Origin of the sequence: Mammaliicoccus sp. Dog046 (assembly GCF_034039665.1) — a bacterium.
Lineage (GTDB): Bacteria > Bacillota > Bacilli > Staphylococcales > Staphylococcaceae > Mammaliicoccus.
The window spans coordinates 1,208,385-1,224,927 of the sequence record NZ_CP120131.1; the positions used below are offsets into that span (position 1 = coordinate 1,208,385).

Sequence of the window (16,543 nt, forward strand, 5' to 3'; positions counted from 1 at the left end):
GAGATTATGGAATTTAAACAAGAATGGTATGATGGCGCTAGAGAAGCACAAACAAGAGCATACACACCATATTCAAAATTTAATGTTGGGGCATATTTAATTACGAAAGATGATAAAGTATTTTACGGGGCAAACGTTGAAAACGCGGCATATCCTTCTACGATTTGTGCAGAAAGGTCTGCACTTGTTGCAGCAATATCAGATGGCTATAGACCGGGAGACTTCAAATGTATTACAATAACAGTTGACGCTGATGCACCATCATCACCTTGTGGCACATGTCGACAAGTAATGAAAGAACTTTGTGATGATGACATGCCAGTATATTTAACAAATCAAACAAATGAAAGAATTGAAACTACAGTTAATGAATTATTACCTTTAGGTTTCTCAGGAAAGGATTTAGAATAAATGAATGAATTTAAATCAGGGTTTATATCCATTATAGGTAGACCCAACGTTGGTAAATCAACTTTTATGAACAAAGTCATTGGTCATAAAGTTGCAATTATGTCTGACAAAGCACAAACAACAAGAAATAAAGTACAAGGTGTACTTACGACTGATGATGCACAAATGATCTTTATTGATACACCAGGTATTCATAAACCTAAACATGCGTTAGGTGATTATATGATGAAAATCGCTAAAAATACTTTAAAAGAAGTAGATTTAATCATGTTTATGGTTAATGCTGATGAAAGTATTGGTAAAGGTGATGAATATATCATTGATTTACTACAACAGACAAAGACACCTGTCTTTTTAGTATTGAATAAAATAGATTTAATTCATCCAGATCAACTAATCGTTGAAATCGAAAAGTATCAAAAGAAATTAGAGTTCGCTGAAATCGTTCCTATTTCTGCATTACAAGGTCAAAATATTGAAACATTGTTAACTCAATTTAAAAAATACATGGAAGAAGGTCCAATGTATTATCCTAAAGATCAAATTTCAGATCACCCTGAACAATTTGTTGTGGCGGAATTAATTAGAGAAAAAGCATTACACTTAACGAACCAAGAAATACCGCATGCAATTGGTGTTAAAGTAGATAAAATGACTAAAGCTGAAAATGAGAAAGTTCATGTAGAAGCAACTATCTATGTTGAACGAGATTCACAAAAAGGTATCGTCATCGGTAAAGGTGGAAAAATGCTTAAAGAAATAGGCAAACGTGCTCGCCGTGATATTGAAATGTTACTTGGCTCTAAAGTTTATTTAGACTTATGGGTAAAAGTTCAAAAAGATTGGCGTAATAAGCCGAACTTTATTAAACAAATCGGTTACCGTGAAGACGAGTATTAATAGAATGGAGGCGATGATAATATGCTTTATAAACAAGAAGGATTTGTCATTCGCTCAGTAAACTATGGTGAAAATAATAAAATCATAACCATATTAAATGAACATGGTCATAAAGTACCATTAATGGCACGTGGTGCTAAAAAAACAAGTCATCCTTTACAAGGGGCAACACAGCCCTTTGTACATGGCTTGTTTATTTTTTCGAAGTTTAAAGGAATGGGCACACTGTCTTCTGCAGATATAATCAATAGTCACCGAATGATGCAAAGCGATTTATATAAAAGTGCGTACGGTGCATATTGTATTGAAGTTGTGGATAAAGCATTAGAAGAGGAAGAACATGATGTATTCTTCTATGAATTGTTGTTAGGTGTGTTTCAAGCAGTAGAAAAGGGCGTAGACGCAGATACAATGAGTATGATTGTTGCATTGAAATGCATGCCTAAATACGGCTATGAACCTATGTTTAATGCTTGTGTAATTACAGGTGATATGAATCAACAGCAGTTAAATGCTTATAGCTTTAAATATAATGGACCAATTAGTAATCAAGCATTAAGCAGTGATGAACATGCGTACCGTATATCAAATAAAGCATTATACTTTATGAATTTAATGTATCAATTACCAATACAGAATCTAAATAGCTTCAACATAAGTGATGATATAAAGAAAGAAATTCAAACTTTAATTGATAATATGTATGACGAATATGTCGGTGTGGTCTTTAGATCAAAAAAATTATTAAAGCAACTAGACAATTTAAAAATATAATAAAAAAGAGACTGGATATCCAGTCTCTTTTTTATTATATTTTTAGAATCTAACTTTTTCAGCTAAGAAGTTTTCAACTTCATCAATTGGCATACGAACTTGTTCCATAGTGTCACGGTCACGTACTGTCACTTGATTATCTTCTAATGAATCAAAGTCGAAAGTGATACAGTATGGAGTACCAATTTCATCTTGTCTACGGTAACGTTTACCGATTGATTGAGATTCATCAAAGTCGATTGCAAATCTTTCGCTTAATTTTTCATAAACTTTAATTGCATCTGGTGATAATTTTTTGCTTAATGGTAAGATTGCTGCTTTATAAGGTGCTAAAGCAGGGTGGAAATGTAATACTGTACGTTGTTCTTTCTCACCTTCGTTTTCTTCTTCATAAGCGTCACATAAGAATGCTAAAGTTACACGGTCAGCACCTAATGATGGTTCGATACAATATGGAATGAATTTTTCATTTGTATCTTGATCGTGGTATTTGAAGTCTTCGCCACTGAATTCACTATGTTGTTTTAAGTCGAAATCAGTTCTAGATGCGATACCCCATAATTCGCCCCAACCAAATGGGAATTTATATTCGATATCAGTTGTAGCATTAGAGTAGTGACTTAATTCGTCTTCGTCATGGTCACGTAATTTAGTATTTTCTTCTTTAATACCTAAATCTTTTAACCATTTTGCAGCGAATTCTTTCCAATAGTTTTGCCATTCGATTTCAGTACCTGGTTTACAGAAGAATTCTAATTCCATTTGTTCGAATTCTCTTGTTCTGAAAATGAAGTTACCTGGAGTAATTTCGTTTCTGAATGATTTACCTACTTGAGCAATACCGAATGGTAATTTTTTACGCATTGAACGTTGTACATTTTTATAGTTTACAAAGATACCTTGTGCAGTTTCAGGGCGTAAGAAGATTTCATTTGTTGATGATTCTGTTACACCTTGGAATGTTTTGAACATTAAATTGAATTGACGAATGTCAGTCCAATTAGCTGTACCACTTTCTGGACATGTAATACCTTTGTCATCGATTAATTGTTTCATTTCATCAAAGCTCATGCCATCAGCGATAAAGTTTTCGTCGCCTTCAACATTTTGCATATAATCTTCAATTAATTTATCTGCTCTGTAACGAATTTTAGAATCTTTGTTATCGATCATAGGGTCATTAAAGTTTGATAAGTGACCTGAAGCTTCCCAAGTTCTAGGATTCATTAAAATTGCTGCATCTAATCCAACGTTATATGGAGATTGTTGAACGAATTTTTGCCACCAAGCTTTTTTAATGTTGTTTTTAAGTTCAACTCCAAGTGGGCCGTAATCCCAAGTGTTTGCTAAACCTCCATAAATGTCACTACCAGGGAATACAAATCCTCTGTGTTTTGCTAATGTTACAACTTTGTCCATATCATTTGCCATTAATATTCACTCCTCATTTAAATTAAAAAAGCCCCAAGACATCATTAAATAATGCCTTGGGACGAGTATATTACCCGCGGTTCCACCCAAATTAGTGTAGCCACTCACTTTTTATTAAAATTATATAAGCCAAAACTTTAGTGTTAAGCTTTCACCGACCTTAACTCGCTTTTAAATTCAAAGTTAATTAAAATATAGCACGGTATAACGGAGTTATCAAGTAAAAACAAGTATTCAAATTGAGTAATTTTCATGATACATGTTATAATTAATCTAACTGAATTGTGTTTGAAGGGGTGAGAGCAATCGAATTAAATCAGAGGCAAGAACAAATTGTTCAAATTGTTAAAAATAATGGACCTATTACAGGCGAAAAGATAGCAGAACGCTTGAATTTAACTAGAGCAACTTTAAGGCCGGACTTAGCTATTTTAACAATGGCAGGTTACTTAGATGCACGACCGAGAGTGGGCTATTTTTATACAGGTAAATCAAGTACACAATTATTAAGTGATTCTATTAAGAAAATGACAATTAAAGAATCTATGGCAATACCGGTTGTTATAGAAGAAAGCATGTCAGTTTATGAAGCTATATGTAAAATGTTCTTAGATGATGTGGGTACATTATTTGTCACGAATAAAGAAGGTTTTTTAATTGGTGTTTGTTCAAGAAAAGATCTCTTGAGAGCAGCAATTGGAGGACAAAGTTTAAAAGACACGCCAGTAAGTATAAATATGAGTCGTATGCCAAACATCACAGTTTGTCTAGAAGATGATTTGTTAATTTATGCTGCAAAATTATTAATTGATAAACAAATAGATTCGATACCTGTAGTTAAAAAATTAAAAGGCGATAAGATGAAAGTGAAAGGTAGAATTACTAAGACTACTATAACAAGAGCATTTGTTTCACTTATTGAAGATGAGTAGGAGGAATAGGTAATGGAAGAAATAAGAATAATTATAGCATCTGATTCAGTAGGAGAGACAGCTGAACTCGTAACGAAAGCATGTACATCACAATATAAAACAGAAGGTAATGTTCTAGATATCGTAAGATTACCTTACATAGAGAATGAAAGTAATATTAACGAGGTCGTATCGTTAGCTTTAGAACAAAAATCAATCGTCGTTTACACATTAGTAAAACCAGAAATGCGACTTTATTTGAAAGAAAAATTAGAAGAAAATAATATTGAAAATGTCGATATCATGGGTCCTTTAATGAGTATATTGGGCAATGAATTAAATGAAACGCCACTTAATGAGCCTGGCAATATTCATAAACTTGATGAAGATTATTTTAAGAAGATTGAAGCAATTGAATTTGCTGTGAAGTATGATGATGGTCGAGATCCTAGAGGTTTACCTAAAGCAGACATTATACTTATTGGTGTATCAAGAACATCAAAAACACCTCTTTCACAATATTTAGCACATAAACGATATAAAGTGATGAATGTACCATTAGTTCCAGAAGTTGCGCCACCTGAAGGATTATTTGAAATAGATCCTAAAAAATGTATTGCTTTAAAAATTAATCAAAAGAATTTAAACGCAATTCGTAGAGCACGATTGTTACAACTCGGTTTGAGTGATGATGCAAATTACGCGAAAGATGATCGAATTGAAGAAGAATTAAAATACTTTGAAGAAATTGTTGAAAAAATTGGATGCCCTGTATTAGACGTTTCAGATAAAGCGATAGAAGAAACTGCTAATGACATTATTAAAATAATTACTCAACAAAATCGCTAAAGGGTGAAATAATGCGAATAGAACAAGAAACAATAAATGAAATTAGAGAGAAAAATGACATATTAGACGTTGTGAGTGAATATGTGAAATTGGAAAAAAGAGGCCGCAATTACATCGGTTTATGTCCATTTCATGATGAAAAGACACCATCATTTTCTGTATCAGAAGATAAACAAATCTGTCATTGTTTTGGTTGTAAAAAAGGCGGTAATGTTTTTCAGTTTATTCAAGAGATTAAAGGTGTTTCTTTTATAGACGCTGTAAGTGAATTAGGCGAGAAAGTTAACATTCATGTTGAAAAACAACAAACCGCTCCAACTGAAGGCATGGTTGACGATCATATTAAGATGATTGATATGCACGAGTTAATGGCAAATAATTTTCATTATATATTGAAACATACAGAAGAAGGTGAAGCGGCCTTAAATTATTTAAGGTCAAGAGGCTTTACTGACGAACTTATAAATGATAGAAAAATAGGATATGCACCCAATCAACCTAAGTTTACACATGATTTCCTCGAGAAAAATGGTTATGATGCAGTTTTATCATACGAAGCTGGTTTGTTAAGTAGAAATGATGAAACATTTGATTATTATGACCGATTTAGAGATAGAATCATGTTTCCACTGTTAAATTTCCAAGGTAAGACAGTTGGTTTTTCAGGAAGAACATACACTGACCAATCACCGAAGTATTTAAATAGTCCAGAAACGCCAATATTCCAAAAGAGAAAAATGTTATATAACATTGACCGTGCGCGTAAATTTATTAGACAAAATGATGAAGTGATTCTCTTAGAAGGATTTATGGATGTGATTAAATCTTCAGAAGCTGATATCAAACAAGTTGTCGCTACAATGGGTACAGCATTATCAAAAGAACATATAGTTATGGTCAAAAAACTGGCATCTAATGTTACTTTACTGTATGATGGAGATTTCGCAGGTCAAGAAGCAGCAATAAACGTTGGTAAGACCCTTCTTAATGAGGGATTAAATGTTTATGTTGTGAATCTTCCTAAGCAAATGGACCCAGATGACTATATAACACAGAACGGAAATGAAGCATTTAAATCGTTTGTAGATGGACAAAAACAATCATATGTTGCATTCAAAGCGCAACATCTTTATTATGCCAACGAAAACAATGATTTAAAGCACGAACAACATTTAGAAGAATTAGTTCAAGACATAAATCTGGTCCGATCTGAATTTTTAAGAAAAAAGGTATTGCAACAAGTAGCTGATTTGTATAAAGTAGATGTTAACAGTCTAAAAAATCGACTTACACCGAATATTGTTCAAAATAATGCTGATTATGATTATATCGTTCCAGAATTTAAGGAAAAAAAAGTAGATAAAATCGGCAGAGCAGAGCAAGCGTTGTTGAAACATTTTATGAATCATAAACAGTTATTTTTAGAATATCATTCTAGGATTAATCAAGAAGATTTTACTTCATTGAATAATAGAGTGATTTTTTCACGTTTAAACGGGTATTATAAGAATAATGATGCCTTCAATATTAGTGATTTTTCTAGTTATATTGAAGACCATCACATTATGGAATCAGTAATGTATTTAGATTCATTGTTACTTAATGATGAACCCGAGTCGGAAGAAATGGAAGATTATATTCGAATCATCAGTCCAAATGAACGTGAAGAACAAACAATCGAATATTTAAATGAACAATTAAATTATGCAATACGTGCAGGAGATAAAGACTTGCAAAGCAAATATTTACAAGAAATTGTGCAATATAATCGAAATAGAATGTAAGAGTTAATAACCCGGGAGGCCTATTCATGTCTGATAAAGAATTAAATAAAATTAATAGTGCTAATGAAGCAATACTTACTGTAGAACAAGTAAAAGTTCAATTAATTGAACAAGGTAAAAAAGCAGGACACTTGAGTCATGAAGAAATTGCAGATAAATTGCAAAACTTTGAATTAGACTCAGATCAAATGGATGATTTCTTTGATCAAATTAACGATAACGAAATCAATCTTATCAACGAAAAAGATTCTACGGATACAAATGATAAATTAAATTTAAATGACTTAAGTGCTCCTCCAGGTGTGAAAATAAATGACCCAGTTAGAATGTATTTGAAAGAAATTGGGCGTGTGAACTTATTATCAGCTCAAGAAGAAATTGAATTGGCTAAACGAATCGAACAAGGTGATGAAGTTGCAAAATCACGCCTTGCTGAAGCAAACTTACGACTTGTTGTAAGTATTGCAAAACGTTATGTAGGTAGAGGAATGTTATTCTTAGACCTTATTCAAGAAGGTAATATGGGTCTTATTAAAGCCGTTGAAAAATTCGACTTTAACAAAGGATTTAAATTTTCTACTTATGCAACTTGGTGGATTCGTCAAGCAATTACAAGAGCAATTGCTGACCAAGCACGTACAATCCGTATCCCAGTGCATATGGTAGAAACAATTAATAAACTTATTCGTGTACAACGTCAATTACTACAAGATTTAGGTAGAGATCCTTCACCAGAAGAAATCGGTGAAGAAATGGATTTACCACCTGAAAAAGTTCGCGAAATCCTAAAAATTGCACAAGAGCCAGTATCATTAGAAACACCAATTGGTGAAGAAGATGACAGTCATTTAGGTGATTTCATCGAAGATCAAGATGCGCAAAGTCCATCTGATCATGCGGCTTATGAATTATTGAAAGAACAATTAGAAGATGTATTAGATACATTAACAGATAGAGAAGAGAATGTTTTAAGATTAAGATTTGGTTTAGATGATGGAAGAACAAGAACGCTTGAAGAAGTAGGAAAAGTGTTCGGCGTGACTAGAGAACGTATTCGTCAAATAGAAGCAAAAGCATTACGCAAGTTGAGACATCCATCTAGAAGTAAGCGTTTAAAAGATTTCATGGACTAATGTTCAAAACTTCATATTAATATCCCAAAAAGCCTTTGACAATGCCTTGTTTTAATATAAAATATAAGTGTATGAAGGTTTAACAAAAGGGAGGTTGTATGAATGAATCGTAATCCTGTTATTCCGTTTGTCTTAATATTATTACTCGGTGTAGGATTAATTTTCTTCATGTCAGCACACGGTGCTAACAAAGAAGATGAAAAAGAAGGAGGTAGCGGTGCTAAAACTGAAAAGTTTGATGCAGCTACTTTTGCTAAAGACAATTGTACAAGTTGTCACGGACAAAATCTTGAAGGTGGAATGGGACCTAAATTAGCCGGTTCATCTAAAGGGGCAGATGATATGAAAAAAATCATCCGTGATGGTAAAGGCTCAATGCCTGCCCATGATGAAGCTACTATTTCAGATAAAGATTTAGACACACTTGTAAAGTACTTAAAAGACGGAGCTAAATAATACAAAAAAATCTTTTGCAATTGCAAAAGATTTTTTTAATGAAAGGAATATATAATGATCCATTTGAATAAGCGTTTAACTAAAGTGAGTGAATATCTTAACCATCGTAAATTAGCTGATATAGGATCAGATCATGCATATTTACCGATTTACGCAATACAAAATCAATTGATTAATACTGCTATTGCTGGAGAAGTTGTAAAAGGTCCATTTTTAGCAGCACAACAAAATACTAAAAATTATGCGTTATCTGATCAAATTGAAGTGAAACTAGGCGATGGCTTAGAAGTTGTCGATGAAACTGTTGATGTCATCACGATTTGTGGAATGGGTGGCCCATTAATTGCACAAATCATTGATGAAGGTAAAAGTAAATTAACCCATTTCCCAGACTTAATACTGCAAGCCAATATACATGCGTTGCCAATTAGGGAAAACCTTCAAAAGTTAGAATATAAAATTGAAGATGAATGTATAATTAAAGAGAAAAAACATATCTATGAAATTATTGTTGCTAAAAAAGGGAACATGCAATTAACAGATAAAGAAATGAAATTCGGTCCAATTTTATTGAAAAATAAAAATGAATTGTTTGCAGAAAAATGGAATAGGGAATTAGAATCTTTAGAGAAAATAAGTAAACAACTTGAAAATCATGATGATCAAACAAGATATCATGAAATTAATTTGCAGATTCAACAAATTAAAGAGGTGTTAGCATGATTATTCGAGAATTATTGAATACTTTAGATGAAAAAGTCCCATTTGCTAGTAGTGAATCTTGGGATAATGTTGGATTGTTGATTGGATCAAAAGAAATTGAGGCAAGTGGCATTTTAACTGCGTTAGATTGCACAATGGAAGTTGTAGATGAAGCAATCGAACAAGGTATCAATACAATTGTTGCACATCATCCACTTATATTTAAAGGCGTTAAAAATATCACTGACGATAGTTATGGTCCGATTATTAAGAAACTCATTCAACATGACATTAATTTAATCGCTTTACACACGAATCTTGATGTTCATCCACAAGGTGTAAGTTATATGATAGGTCAACACATTGGACTTAAACATATGCGTTTACTAGAAGAACAAGAAATTCCATATTATAAAGTACAAATCTTCGTACCTGATAAAGATGTGGAAAAGATGAAATCTATCTTTAACCAACATCAATTGGCACAAACAAATGAATATAGTGAAGTGTTCTTTCAATCACAAGGTAAAGGACAATTTAAACCATCTGAACATGCACAACCACATATCGGACAAGCAAATGAGACAGAAATAGTATATGAAACTAAATTAGAATTTATGGTTGAATCCCATGAGATACAATTAGTGAAAAAATTAATCAATGACTATCATCCATATGAAGAACCAGTGTATGACTGTATAGAAATGAAAAAATCAGCACCAACTGGACTTGGTATCATAGGTGAATTAGACAATGAACAATCAATACAATCATTTGTAGCAGAGTTTAAAGAGAAATTACAAATGCCTGCAGTTAGATATATAGGTGATTTAAAACAAAGTATTAAAACAGTAGCCATCGTTGGTGGAGCAGCAGTAGAATATGCACAATTAGCTAAGAATAAACAAGCTGATTTATTTTTAACTGGCGATGTTAAACACCATGAAGCATTAGATGCTAAAATGGATGGCATTAATATTTTAGATGTTAATCACTATAGTGAATACGTTATGAAAGACGGACTAAAAAACTTATTAAAAACATGGATAGCTGAACCTATTAATATACAATCATCAAAAATTAATACAGATCCTTACGAATATATGTAAGTAAAAGTTGTCTATATAATTTAATATGAAATAAGGCTGGGACATAATGTAATGTCTCAGCCTTATTTAGTATTTTGAATACATAATGTGTATATAAATGTGGTAAAGTTACTGTAAATAATCTATTAGGGAGGAATCATTTATGGCTACAATTACAATATGTGTTAGCGATGATGAAAAAAAGTTCCTAGAATATATGTCTGAATTCTTAGGTATAAGTTTAAGTAAATTGATAAAAGATTATACTATTGATGAACTTGAAGATATTTATGATTCTAAAGTTGGAGATATTGCATTTAAAGAATATCAAAAATCAAGCAACGACACTGTTTCAATTGAAGAGGTAATGAAACAATGGAAAGTAAAATGAATTATGCACTAAATTTCACTAAAAAAGCAAATAAATCTCTAAGTAAGCTAGACAAACTTTCAAGAGATATAATATTAAAGTGGTTATTCAATCACATTCATAATACAGAAAATCCAAGGCAACATGGAAAAGCATTGCAAGGTGAGTTTTCTGGAATGTGAAGATATAGGATAGGTAAATATAGAGTGATTGTTAATATCCAGGATGATGAATGTATTGTTCTGGCAATAGATGTTGGATTAAGAGGTAAAATTTATATGAAAAAATAGCCTTTCATTATATTATGAAAGCCTATCTTTTCAGCTATTAAATTACCACTTAATCTTTCATAATTTCTACAGGTTTTGGTGATTTGATTTTTGGTAGTATTTTTTCTAATGGGACATTGCTCTTTAATTCAGATTGAGTGATGTTCACTGGATCAAAGTTCTTAATATAATCAATAACTTCTTTAACAATCAACGTTGGTGTTGATGCACCAGCTGTCACAGCTACTGTATTTACATTTTGTAGCCATTCTAATTTTAATTCACTCAAATCGGATATACGATAGGCATTTGTATGTGCGATTTCTTTAGAAACTTGTGCAAGTCTATTAGAGTTATTACTTTTTGGATCGCCAACGACAATTAGTAAATCTGCTTGTGTAGCTTGATTTGCTACTGCTTCTTGTCTTACTTGAGTGGCTAAGCAAATTTCTTCATGTACTTCTATATGAGGATATTTGTCACTCAATTCATCTATCAAATGTTTTACATCCCACTGTGACATAGTCGTTTGATTCGTTACGATTAATTTTTTGTCTTTTAATGAAGGTGGTAGCGCTTCGATATCTTCTAACGTTTGTACTAAATGAACGATATCAGGTGCTACTCCGACAGCGCCTTCTGGTTCGGGGTGTCCTTTTTTACCTATATAAATAACGTGATAACCATCAGCTTTAACATTTCTAATTAATTGATGTGTATTTTCTACATCTGGACAAGTTGCATCTATGCAGACAAGTCCTTTTTCTTTTGCGCGTTTTTTAACTTCAGGTGATACACCATGTGCGGTAAATATCACGGTACCGCTATTGATTTGTTCTAATATTTCAAGCCTGTTAGGGCCATCTAAAGTAATGATACCGTCTGATTCGAAGGCATCAGTAACGTGTTTGTTATGGACAATCATACCTAAAATATATATCGGTCGAGGTAGAGACTTATCCATAGAAGCATTTCTTGCTATGACCATTGCATCGACAACACCATAACAATAGCCTCTAGGGGTAATTTTTATAATTTCCATTAATAGCCCTCCTTATTTATACCTATTATAACAACTGGCAAGAATGAATGAAACTAAATTAAAATTCAAAATAAACTATAAAACCTATCATATTGTAAACATTTACTATATAATGTATGAAGTGAAAAAGAAACGAGGAGGGTCGCTTATGACAAAGCATCCGTTTGAACATTTTCAATTAGAAAATGTATTAGTAGACGCGGTTAAAGATTTGCATTTTAATCAGCCGACAGAAGTACAAAGAAGAGTTATACCAAAAATTAAAAAAGGGTCTAATATTATAGGACAATCTCAAACAGGTACTGGTAAATCACATTCATTCTTATTACCATTATTTGATAAAATAGATGTTGAACTTAAAGAACCACAAGTAATTATTTTGGCGCCAACGAGAGAATTGGCAAAACAGTTATATGATGCAGCTTCACATTTAGCACAGTTTAAACAAGGTGTTAAAGTAAGCCTGTACATCGGTGGAACAGATAAATCAAGAGATATTGATAAATCTAAAAACACACCACAAGTGATTGTAGGTACACCGAATAGAATTGATGACATGGCAGTGGAAAAAGCATTAGACCTTCATCTTGCTAAATCAGTAGTTATAGATGAAGCAGATTTAATGATTGATCTAGGGTTTATGCCAAAAGTAGATAGCATTGCAAGTCGTTTAGATGCATCTGCACAAATTTCAGTATTTAGTGCAACAATTCCAAAAGCACTACATCCATTTTTAAACAAATACTTGAGTAATCCTGAATTTGTTGAAATTGAAACGGCAACTTCTAATAAAGATAATATTGATTTCTATTTAATACCTACTAAAGGTGAAGAAAAGAAAGCAAAAATATTACGTGTAATGAAAGTGATTAATCCATATTTAGCAATTATTTTTGCAAATAGTAGAGAAAGAGCAGATGAATTAGTCGCTCATCTTTCTGAAGAAGGATATAAAGTTGGTGTTATTCATGGTGGATTATCACCAAGAGAAAGAACGCAACAAATGAAACGTATCAAACAATTAGATTTTGAATTTGTAGTTGCAAGTGATTTAGCTTCTCGTGGTATAGATATTGAAGGTGTAAGTCATGTTATCAATTATGATTTACCTAAAGAAATTGATTTCTTTACACATAGAGTTGGTAGAACTGGTCGAGGTGACTATAAAGGAATTGCGATTACTTTATATACGCCAGATGAAGATAATTTAATCACGCAAATTGAGAAGAATAATTACAAATTTAAACACGTTGATATTAAAAATGACGAATTCGTTGAGATTAAAGATCGTCAAAAACGTACAAGACGTGTTAAAAAAGAAGATAATATCGAAAATGATTTAAAACAAAAGATTAAAAGAAAAAATAAAAACAAAGTTAAACCTGGTTATAAAAAGAAATTCAAGAGAGAATTAGATGAGATGAAGTTTAAAGAAAAGAAAGCTCATTCTAAGAGAACTAAAAGACAAAGCAGAAAAGGATAGGTGTCATATATGTTAATCGGATCACATGTTTCTATGAGTGGGAAGAAAATGTTGCTTCAAGCAGCAGAAGAAGCGGCGAGTTATAATGCTTCAACATTTATGATTTACACAGGTGCGCCTCAAAATACGAGACGTAAGAAGATTGAAGATTTAAATATAGAAAATGGTAAAGCCGCTATGAAAGAATATGGTTTATCTAATATTGTTGTACATGCGCCATATATTATTAATATCGCTAATACAACAAAACCAGAAGTCTTTAATCTAGGTGTAGAATTTTTACAATCTGAAATTGAACGTACTGAAGCGTTAGGTGCGAAAGATATTGTACTCCATCCAGGTGCACATGTAGGCGCTGGGGAAGAGAAAGGTATTCAAAAAATAATCGAAGGCCTAAACGAAGTATTAACAAACAATAATGATGTAAGAATCGCTTTAGAAACAATGGCAGGTAAAGGTTCTGAATGTGGTAAAACATTTGAAGAAATTGCTCAAATTATAGATGGTGTAGATAATAACGAAAGATTATCTGTATGTTTTGATACATGTCATACGAATGACGCTGGATATAATGTGAGAGAAGACTTTGATGGCGTATTAAATGAGTTCGATAAAATTGTAGGTATTGATAGAATTAAAGTTCTACATGTCAATGATAGTAAGAACCCACAAGGCGCTAGAAAAGATAGACATGAGAACATTGGCTTTGGATCAATTGGATTCGACGCTTTACACTATATTGTAAATCACGAAGCATTTAAAGAAGTGCCAAAAATTTTAGAAACGCCATATGTAGGCGATGATAAAAAGAATAAAAAAGCACCATATAAATATGAAATTGAAATGATTAAAAATGGAACTTTTGATCCTGAATTAAAAGATAAAATCTTTAATCAATAATAAACTAGATGAGGCTGAGACAATTTATTATGTCCCAGCCTCTTTTTTATTCGTAAGCATTACTATTTACATTTTGTTTAATTCATTGTATAGTATTCTATTGACGAGGTGATATACGTGGAAAAAGAAACACCAATATTTGAATTAAAAGACATTAGCTATAGTTATCCAAATAAATTGGCACTTAGCCATATTGATATACAAATCTATAAAGGCGATTTCCTAGCAATAGTCGGTCCGAATGGATCAGGAAAATCTACATTATTGAAACTGATACTTGGCTTATTACCATTACAAAAAGGCGACATCTTCATCAGTGGCGAAAAAATTAACCAATATAAATTCTGGGAGAAAATCAGTTACGTATCACAAAAATCAAATGCGTTTAGCTCTGGATTCCCAGCAACTGTGAAAGAAGTTGTCATGAGCGGTTTAACTAAAAACAAAAGTTTAATCAAATGGTTTAATAAAGAAGATGAAGCAAAAGTAGATGAAATATTGGAAAGACTCAATATTAGCAATTTAAAATATGAAAACATTGCTCAATTATCAGGGGGACAACAACAAAGAACCTTTATAGCAAGAGCACTAATTTCAAAGCCAAGCATTTTAATTTTAGATGAACCTACAGTAGGTATAGATGCAAGGCACGTATCAGAGTTTTATCAATTATTAACACAATTAAAAGAAGAAGGTATTACGATTATCCTCGTAACGCATGACATCGGTGTAGTTGCAGATACAGCAAGTAAAGTAGCTTGTTTAAATCAACATATCCATTTCCATGGTACGAGCGAATCATTTAAATCATTAGATGAAGTATCTATTTCTAAAATTTATGGACATCCAGTTCAATTTGTTGATCATCAACATGACAGAGACTGTTGTCAGGAACAACTCGTAGAAAACAGTATATAAATGATTTAAATAAAATAAGAAAAGTGGCTGAAACATAATATGATGTCTCAGCCACTTTTTATAAATTAGGTTTCTGTCCTGCTCCCATTTTTAATGGTGATTAAGCATTAACGTTAGATTGTTTAATGGATAAACGTTTTTGTTTAATAAATACAGTTATGACTAATGAAATCCAAGCAATAACAACTAATGATTTGATAATACTGATTGCTAAACTGCTTTCAATAAATATACCAAGTAATACATTGATGTTTGTGAAAATGATTAAACCACCGACACCAACTGCTAATACATTCAATGGTAAAGATTTAACTAACCAAGCAGATAGAGGAGCGGCTAAAACACCACCAACACTTAATGAAATAACTAATAACCAATTAATTGAACTCCAGTCGAGAAAAATGAGGAATCCAAGTGAAGCGGAGATAGTAACAAAAAACTCACTTGCTGATACTGTTCCGATAACATATCTTGGTTCTAATTTTTTTGAAGCTAATAGTAATGGTGTATTTACTGGACCCCAGCCACCGCCGCCAACTGAATCTAAAAATCCTGCAAGCGCAGCTTGTGGTATTAAGATTAAGTTAGAAATTGGTTTTACGCCTTTTACAGATTGTTGCGTTTTAGTATTTTTAACGATAAATTGATAAATTATATAAACACCTAACGAAAGTAAGAACAGAGAGATGAAAGGTTTTATATTTTCACTATGAATATTACTTAAAAACGAAGCGCCAATAAATGCTGTAATAGCACCAGGTATTGCTAACTTTAATACTGAAGGTTTATGTACATTTTTAAATTTAAGATGTGAAGCACCTGAAGCGGCGGTTGTTAATATTTCTGAAAAATGAATCGTTGCTGATGCGATTGCTGGTGCTACGCCAAATGTTAGTAAGACGGATGAGGATGATGCACCAAATCCCATACCAAGTGAACCATCTACAAGTTGTGCTAAAAATCCTGCAAGTGCAAAAATAATAATTTTTCTCATTTTATCCTGCTCCTTATTATTATGTATTTGTCGTACGGATATCTAATTAGTATATTAAACTGATTTGTTTACTCGGAATAAGGGGTAAAAAAATAAACACAAATCAAATTTAAAAATGATCAATGTAT

Annotated in this window: 18 protein-coding genes; 15 read left to right on the top strand and 3 right to left on the bottom strand. The window is 32.2% G+C overall.

Translation table 11 applies throughout. The features are described from left to right. Positions 1 to 6 precede the first annotated feature (6 nt). Genes cdd through recO form a run of 3 tightly spaced genes read left to right on the top strand, consistent with a single transcriptional unit; the run spans position 7 to position 2,085 of the window. Entirely contained in the window at positions 7 to 411 is a 405-nt protein-coding gene (cdd, locus tag P3U32_RS06085; protein WP_323704721.1) for a cytidine deaminase, read from the top strand. Then, entirely contained in the window at positions 412 to 1,311 is a 900-nt protein-coding gene (era, locus tag P3U32_RS06090; RefSeq protein WP_323704722.1) for a GTPase Era, read from the top strand. A 21-nt stretch (positions 1,312 to 1,332) separates the two neighbouring features. Beyond that, positions 1,333 to 2,085, top strand: a complete 753-nt coding sequence (gene recO, locus P3U32_RS06095) for a DNA repair protein RecO (RefSeq protein ID WP_323704723.1) — start codon at positions 1,333 to 1,335, stop codon at positions 2,083 to 2,085. 42 nt (positions 2,086 to 2,127) lie between these two features. Here the strand turns inward: recO and P3U32_RS06100 are convergent, their stop codons facing one another. Beyond that, complete coding sequence (locus P3U32_RS06100; RefSeq protein WP_323704724.1) at positions 2,128 to 3,516, bottom strand: glycine--tRNA ligase; 1,389 nt, start codon at positions 3,514 to 3,516, stop codon at positions 2,128 to 2,130. Positions 3,517 to 3,812: 296 nt separating this feature from the next. Between P3U32_RS06100 and P3U32_RS06105 the strand changes: the two genes are divergently transcribed. From P3U32_RS06105 to P3U32_RS06145, 9 genes are all read left to right on the top strand, one after another. Continuing rightward, positions 3,813 to 4,448, top strand: coding sequence for a transcriptional regulator CcpN (locus P3U32_RS06105; RefSeq protein ID WP_323704725.1), 636 nt, complete (start codon positions 3,813 to 3,815; stop codon positions 4,446 to 4,448). Positions 4,449 to 4,460: 12 nt separating this feature from the next. Continuing rightward, positions 4,461 to 5,276: a pyruvate, water dikinase regulatory protein gene (locus tag P3U32_RS06110; protein ID WP_323704726.1), complete on the top strand. Its 816-nt coding sequence runs from the start codon at positions 4,461 to 4,463 to the stop codon at positions 5,274 to 5,276. 11 nt (positions 5,277 to 5,287) lie between these two features. Next, positions 5,288 to 7,060 (top strand): DNA primase, encoded by a 1,773-nt coding sequence (dnaG, locus tag P3U32_RS06115; protein ID WP_323704727.1) that lies wholly within the window; start codon positions 5,288 to 5,290, stop codon positions 7,058 to 7,060. Positions 7,061 to 7,086: 26 nt separating this feature from the next. Continuing rightward, positions 7,087 to 8,193: an RNA polymerase sigma factor RpoD gene (rpoD, locus tag P3U32_RS06120; protein WP_323704728.1), complete on the top strand. Its 1,107-nt coding sequence runs from the start codon at positions 7,087 to 7,089 to the stop codon at positions 8,191 to 8,193. Between the two features lie 102 nt (positions 8,194 to 8,295). Continuing rightward, entirely contained in the window at positions 8,296 to 8,649 is a 354-nt protein-coding gene (locus P3U32_RS06125) for a c-type cytochrome (RefSeq protein ID WP_323704729.1), read from the top strand. Positions 8,650 to 8,703: 54 nt separating this feature from the next. Continuing rightward, on the top strand, positions 8,704 to 9,372 hold the full coding sequence (locus tag P3U32_RS06130; RefSeq protein ID WP_323704730.1) for a tRNA (adenine(22)-N(1))-methyltransferase: 669 nt from the start codon (positions 8,704 to 8,706) through the stop codon (positions 9,370 to 9,372). Continuing rightward, positions 9,369 to 10,460 carry a Nif3-like dinuclear metal center hexameric protein gene (locus P3U32_RS06135; protein WP_323704731.1) on the top strand — a complete coding sequence of 364 codons (1,092 nt, stop codon included), beginning with the start codon at positions 9,369 to 9,371 and terminating at the stop codon, positions 10,458 to 10,460. Before P3U32_RS06130 ends, P3U32_RS06135 begins: the two co-directional genes overlap by 4 nt. A 142-nt stretch (positions 10,461 to 10,602) precedes the next feature. After that, positions 10,603 to 10,830, top strand: coding sequence for a type II toxin-antitoxin system RelB family antitoxin (gene relB / locus P3U32_RS06140; RefSeq protein WP_323704733.1), 228 nt, complete (start codon positions 10,603 to 10,605; stop codon positions 10,828 to 10,830). Next, positions 10,815 to 10,991 (top strand): type II toxin-antitoxin system RelE family toxin, encoded by a 177-nt coding sequence (locus P3U32_RS06145; protein ID WP_323704734.1) that lies wholly within the window; start codon positions 10,815 to 10,817, stop codon positions 10,989 to 10,991. Before relB ends, P3U32_RS06145 begins: the two co-directional genes overlap by 16 nt. A gap of 157 nt (positions 10,992 to 11,148) precedes the next feature. Here P3U32_RS06145 and P3U32_RS06150 read toward each other — a convergent pair whose 3' ends face one another. Continuing rightward, positions 11,149 to 12,120, bottom strand: a complete 972-nt coding sequence (locus tag P3U32_RS06150; protein ID WP_323704735.1) for a 4-hydroxy-3-methylbut-2-enyl diphosphate reductase — start codon at positions 12,118 to 12,120, stop codon at positions 11,149 to 11,151. A gap of 148 nt (positions 12,121 to 12,268) precedes the next feature. Here P3U32_RS06150 and P3U32_RS06155 point away from each other — a divergent pair, with 148 nt between their 5' ends. The 3 genes from P3U32_RS06155 (at position 12,269) to P3U32_RS06165 (ending at position 15,421) form a co-directional block, all read left to right on the top strand. Beyond that, positions 12,269 to 13,603, top strand: a complete 1,335-nt coding sequence (locus P3U32_RS06155; RefSeq protein WP_323704736.1) for a DEAD/DEAH box helicase — start codon at positions 12,269 to 12,271, stop codon at positions 13,601 to 13,603. A 9-nt stretch (positions 13,604 to 13,612) separates the two neighbouring features. Further along, positions 13,613 to 14,503 carry a deoxyribonuclease IV gene (locus P3U32_RS06160; protein WP_323704737.1) on the top strand — a complete coding sequence of 297 codons (891 nt, stop codon included), beginning with the start codon at positions 13,613 to 13,615 and terminating at the stop codon, positions 14,501 to 14,503. Between the two features lie 117 nt (positions 14,504 to 14,620). Beyond that, a complete protein-coding gene (locus tag P3U32_RS06165; protein ID WP_323704738.1) occupies positions 14,621 to 15,421 on the top strand; it encodes a metal ABC transporter ATP-binding protein in 801 nt (266 codons plus the stop codon). Positions 15,422 to 15,521: 100 nt separating this feature from the next. Here P3U32_RS06165 and P3U32_RS06170 read toward each other — a convergent pair whose 3' ends face one another. Next, positions 15,522 to 16,415, bottom strand: a complete 894-nt coding sequence (locus P3U32_RS06170; RefSeq protein WP_323704739.1) for a sulfite exporter TauE/SafE family protein — start codon at positions 16,413 to 16,415, stop codon at positions 15,522 to 15,524. Between the last annotated feature and the right edge of the window lie 128 nt (positions 16,416 to 16,543).